Source organism: Bradyrhizobium sp. TM233, from assembly GCF_036247965.1.
Classification (GTDB): domain Bacteria; phylum Pseudomonadota; class Alphaproteobacteria; order Rhizobiales; family Xanthobacteraceae; genus Bradyrhizobium; species Bradyrhizobium ottawaense.
Map to the genome: position 1 here is coordinate 1 of NZ_BTIG01000040.1, position 4,585 is coordinate 4,585.

General features: G+C 66.4%; 2 protein-coding genes and 2 pseudogenes. 2 read left to right on the forward strand and 2 right to left on the reverse strand.

Going from position 1 to position 4,585, the window contains the following annotated elements:
- A partial coding sequence (locus tag AABA86_RS32965; RefSeq protein ID WP_338309722.1) for an efflux RND transporter periplasmic adaptor subunit occupies positions 1-1,005 on the forward strand: 1,005 nt, incomplete at its 5' end.
- A 42-nt stretch (positions 1,006-1,047) separates the two neighbouring features.
- Here AABA86_RS32965 and AABA86_RS32970 read toward each other — a convergent pair.
- A pseudogene (locus AABA86_RS32970) lies at positions 1,048-2,557 on the reverse strand (acetyl-CoA acetyltransferase).
- An 85-nt stretch (positions 2,558-2,642) separates the two neighbouring features.
- Positions 2,643-3,776, reverse strand: coding sequence for a nitronate monooxygenase (locus AABA86_RS32975; protein WP_338309723.1), 1,134 nt, complete (start codon positions 3,774-3,776; stop codon positions 2,643-2,645).
- 320 nt (positions 3,777-4,096) lie between these two features.
- Here AABA86_RS32975 and AABA86_RS32980 point away from each other — a divergent pair.
- A pseudogene (locus tag AABA86_RS32980) lies at positions 4,097-4,585 on the forward strand (glutathione-dependent disulfide-bond oxidoreductase); the annotation flags it as partial.

Genomic DNA, 4,585 nt, shown 5'->3' on the forward strand with positions numbered 1-4,585 from the left:
GCGCTCAACGCCACCATCGATCTGCCGGGCCGGCTGGAGGCCTATTATCGCGCGCCGATCTTCGCCCGCGTGTCGGGCTATCTGAAGAGCTGGAGCGCCGACATCGGCGCCCGCGTCAAGGCCGGTCAGGTGATCGCCGAGATCGAGGCGCCGGACCTCGATCAGCAGCTGCTGCAGGCTAGAGCCGACCTCGCCAGCCAACAGGCCAGCGCCAGGCTGTCGGAGGCGACGCTGAACCGGCGCAAGACGCTGGTCGCCTCCAACTTCGTCTCCGCGCAGGAGATCGACGAGCGCACCGCCGATCTCTCCAACAAGAACGCGGCCGTCAATTCGGGCAAGGCCAATGTCGAGCGGCTGGAAGCGCTGGCCGGCTACAAGAAGATCACAGCTCCGTTCGACGGCGTCGTCACCGCGCGCGACACCGACGTCGGCGCGCTGATCAATGCCGGCGGCGGGGCGGGTCCCGCGATGTTCGTGATCTCCGACATCACCAAGCTGCGTGTCTATGTCAACGTGCCCCAGAACTACGTGCCGGCGATCAAGATCGGCGCCAAGGCCACCATCGCGCTGCCGGAGTATCCGAACCGGACGTTCCAGGCGACGGTCGAGGCGTCCTCGCAAGCCGTCGACGTCGCCTCCGGCACCACGCGCATGCAGCTTGGGCTCGACAATTCGAACGGAGAGCTGATGCCCGGCGGCTATGCCAGCGTGAAGCTCAACCTCCAGCGCGATTCCGCCCCGCTCAGCATTCCCGCCAGCGCGTTGATCTTCAACAGCAACGGGCTGCGCGTCGCGACCGTCGGGACTGATGACAAGGTGCTGTTCAAGCCGGTGACCATCGCCCGCGACCTCGGCCGCGAGATCGAGCTCGCCTCGGGGATCGCCGCGGACGATCGCGTCATCACGGCCCCGCCGGACGGCCTCTCGGATGGCGATGCGGTGCGCGTGGTCGGCGCCAAGGCCAAGCCGGCGACCGCGTCGGAAAAGCAGGCGCCGAAGGGGTAGGGCGGTCTCGTGCCCCGGACNNCGCGTCCGGGACACGAGAGATTACGCCACCCGCCACTCCGGCACGCCGTCCGCAGCCATGGCGATCTCCCCGAGCGATCCCACCGGCGTACGATCCATGTTCAGCAGATGCGCCAGCGTCGTCGCATCGTTCGCCGGAATCCGCGCCAGCGTGCGCCTATCATCTTCCGTCCGCAGCATCACCACGCCGTGCTCGACCTCACCACCACGGCCATAGAGCACCGTGAAGCTCTCGACCTGGCCCTTGCCCGAGACGTCGGCAACGAACTCCGGCACCGCGCGCTTGTTGCGGTCGGCTTCGGTCTGCACACTGGTCTCCTGCGCCAACGCCTCACGCGGCGGCGCCTTCGCCACCACCAGCGCGTGGTGCTTGGTAACAAAACCGCCCTGGCCGTAGAGCAGGCCGAGTTTTGCGCCGTCGCGCACACGCCGCACCATCGCGCAGGCCGCGTGCGTCATGTAGGTGTTGAGCGGGGCGCCGAAGAAGGTGAGGCCGCCGGTCACGGTCGGCTGCACGTCGGCGCCGAGCCCGAGCGTTCGCCGCGCCATTTTGGGCACGCAGGGGAAGCAACTATAGAGCTCGATGGCGTCGAACGACTTGCCGTCGCCGCCGGCGAGATCAGTCACCGCTTTCAGCACCGCGTTCTGCGGGTGACTCTCGTAGAACTGATCGCGCAACAGATAGTCGCGCGGCTCCTCCGCCGAGGCGCCGCCGAGTAGGTAAACCAGCTTGTTCTCCGCGATACCGAGCGCACGCGCCTTGGCAAGGCTCGTGAGCAGCAGCGCNNCCGCCCATGTTGACGCTGGGGTTGGCGACCATGAGCTTGTTGTAGGGCCAGGCGATCAGCCGGTTGTCTGCGGTCGGCGTCGTGATCTCCTCGGGCGCATAGCGCCGCTTCAGCCAGGCATTGGGATTTTGCGCGGCGGCTTCGGAATAGCGCGACCACAGCGTGCCCGATTCCGCCATCGCCTCGCGCGGCGTCTGGCCCCAATGCGCGGAGGAAGCCGCCTCATAGAACGGATAGACCGTGACGGGCCGGAACACGCCGAGCTTCACGGCGAGCGGCTTCTGGAATGCTGCGCCGCGCTTGGGCTCCTCGACGTCATGGGCGAACGGCGTCCACGGCAGCTTTGCACCAGTGCGCTCGGCTTTGGTCGCGGTCGACTGCGCCTCGGCACCGCACACGGCTGCCACGGTGCATTCGCCGCGCGCGATGCGCTTGGCGGCCTCGTGGATGTAGCGGATCGGGCTCTCGCCGCCGACCGGGCCGTAATAGCAATGGGACGGCGTGATGCCGAGGCGCCTAGCCAACAGCTTCTCCGGATCGCGGTAGCGCCAGCTCAGGAAGTTGACGACGTCGAGCGATTGAACCTCGCCGAGCAGTTTGGCGCTAGCGTCAGCTTCGGCCCGCCGCAGCGCTTGCTCGAGCAGATCGAGCGGCTCGAGGCCGTCGGTGATGTCTTTCGGACGATCGACGATCTCGCCGATGCCGACGATGACGGGGATGTGGTCTTCGGGGGTATTGGTCATGTTTTCTTGCTTTTCGTTTTAAATCTTGGGGCACGCCGTCGTCCTTCGAGGGCCGCTGAAGNNGCACCATGCCGGCCAAGAGCCATCACTCCGCCACCAGCGCGTTCATGTGCTCGACGGCTTCGGCGAAATCTTCCTTGAACTCCTGCACCACGGCGCCCGCCGACTTCACGCTGTCGATCAGGCCGACGCCCTGGCCGACGAAATAGCTGACGAGATCGCGCGCCTTGGCATTGCCGCTCGCGGCGGCGCGGTCGATCGAGTTGAAGGCATCGCGGCTGACGATGCTTTGCAGCGGCATCGGCAGCGCGCCGGGGCTGTCCGGCGCGCGGTCCCAGGCATCGGTCCAGACCGAGCGGAGCTGGCGCGCCGGCTTGCCGGTACGACCCTTGGAGCGCACCGCGTCGCGCGAGGACGCCGCGATCATCTTCTCGCGAAAGATCTCCGTGGTCTCGGCTTCCACCGTCGCAAGCCACACCGAACCGGTCCAGGCGCCGGCCGCGCCCATCGCCATGCAGGCCGCCATCTGCCGGCCCGTCATGATGCCGCCGGCCGCCAGCACCGGCACGTCGCGGATGGGCTTGATCGCCTTGATCACCTCGGGCACCAGCACCATGGTCGAGACCTCGCCGCAATGGCCGCCGGCCTCGGTGCCCTGCACCACGAGGATGTCGACGCCGGCCGCGACCTGGCGCAGCGCGTGCTCCTTGGCGCCGACGAGCGCTGCGACCGGCACACCGTGCTTCTTGCCCATCTCGATCATCGCCTTCGGCGGCACGCCCAGCGCATTGGCGATCAGCCGGATCGGATGATTGAAGGACACTTCGAGCAATTGCAGCGCCGTCTTTCCGTCGAACGGCTGCGGCTGATCGGCCGCCACCTCCGTGGTCGTCAACTCGATGTCGTACTTCTTCAGGAGCTCGCGCGTATAGGTGCGATGTTCCTGCGGCACGCGCGCTTCCAGGCTCTTCCAGGTGACGTCCTTCTCGCCTGAGGTCGAAATGTTTTCGGGAATGAGCACGTCGATGCCATATGGCTTGCCGTCGACGTGGTCGTCGATCCATTTCAGCTCGCGCTCGAGCGTATCGGGCGTGTGCACGGTGGCGCCGAGCACACCGAAGCCGCCGGCGCGGCTGACGGCCGCGACGACATCGCGGCAATGGCTGAAGGCCAGCAGCGGGAACTCTATGCCCAGCATGTCGCAGATCGGCGATTTCATGGCTCTCTCCCCCGGCGGCAACCTTCGCGTTCTCGTTGCTTTCGCTCGCGAAGCAAGGTGACGCTAGCCGATCATCACTCACGATGACATGCCGGATTCGACGAGGCATCTTGTGTGTAGACGTCGCGCCCTACCCGCTGGCCCCGGCGTCCTGGGTGGGCCGTCATTCCGGGGCTCGCNNGCGCCCCGGAATGACGGGTGAGGGGATGTCATACGAAAAAGTAGCGTTGTCCCGCCCGTCAATGCGCTGGGTACCCTTGTTATTGGCCGTTCCCGGGCTAATTAATGCAGGCGCATCTTTCCCCGCCGGAGCCCCTCGCATGACCGATACCCCCGCCTACGTGCCGCCCAAGGTCTGGACCTGGAACAAGGAGAATGGCGGGCAGTTCGCCAGCATCAACCGCCCGATTGCCGGCCCTACCCACGACAAGGAGCTGCCTATCGGCAAGCATCCCTTCCAGCTCTATTCGCTGGCGACGCCGAACGGGGTGAAGGTCACGGTGATGCTGGAGGAGCTCCTGGCGCTCGGCCACAAGGGCGCCGAATACGACGCCTGGCTGATCAGAATTGGCAACGGCGACCAGTTCGGCAGCGGCTTCGTCGACATCAACCCGAACTCGAAGATTCCGGCGCTGATGGACCGCTCCGGTCCGGAGCCGATCCGGGTGTTCGAGTCCGGCTCGATCCTGCTCTATCTCGCGGAAAAGTTCGGTGCCTTCCTGCCGAAGGATATCAAGAGCCGCACCGAGGCGATGTCCTGGCTGTTCTGGCAGATGGGCAGCGCGCCCTATCTCGGCGGCGGCTTTGGC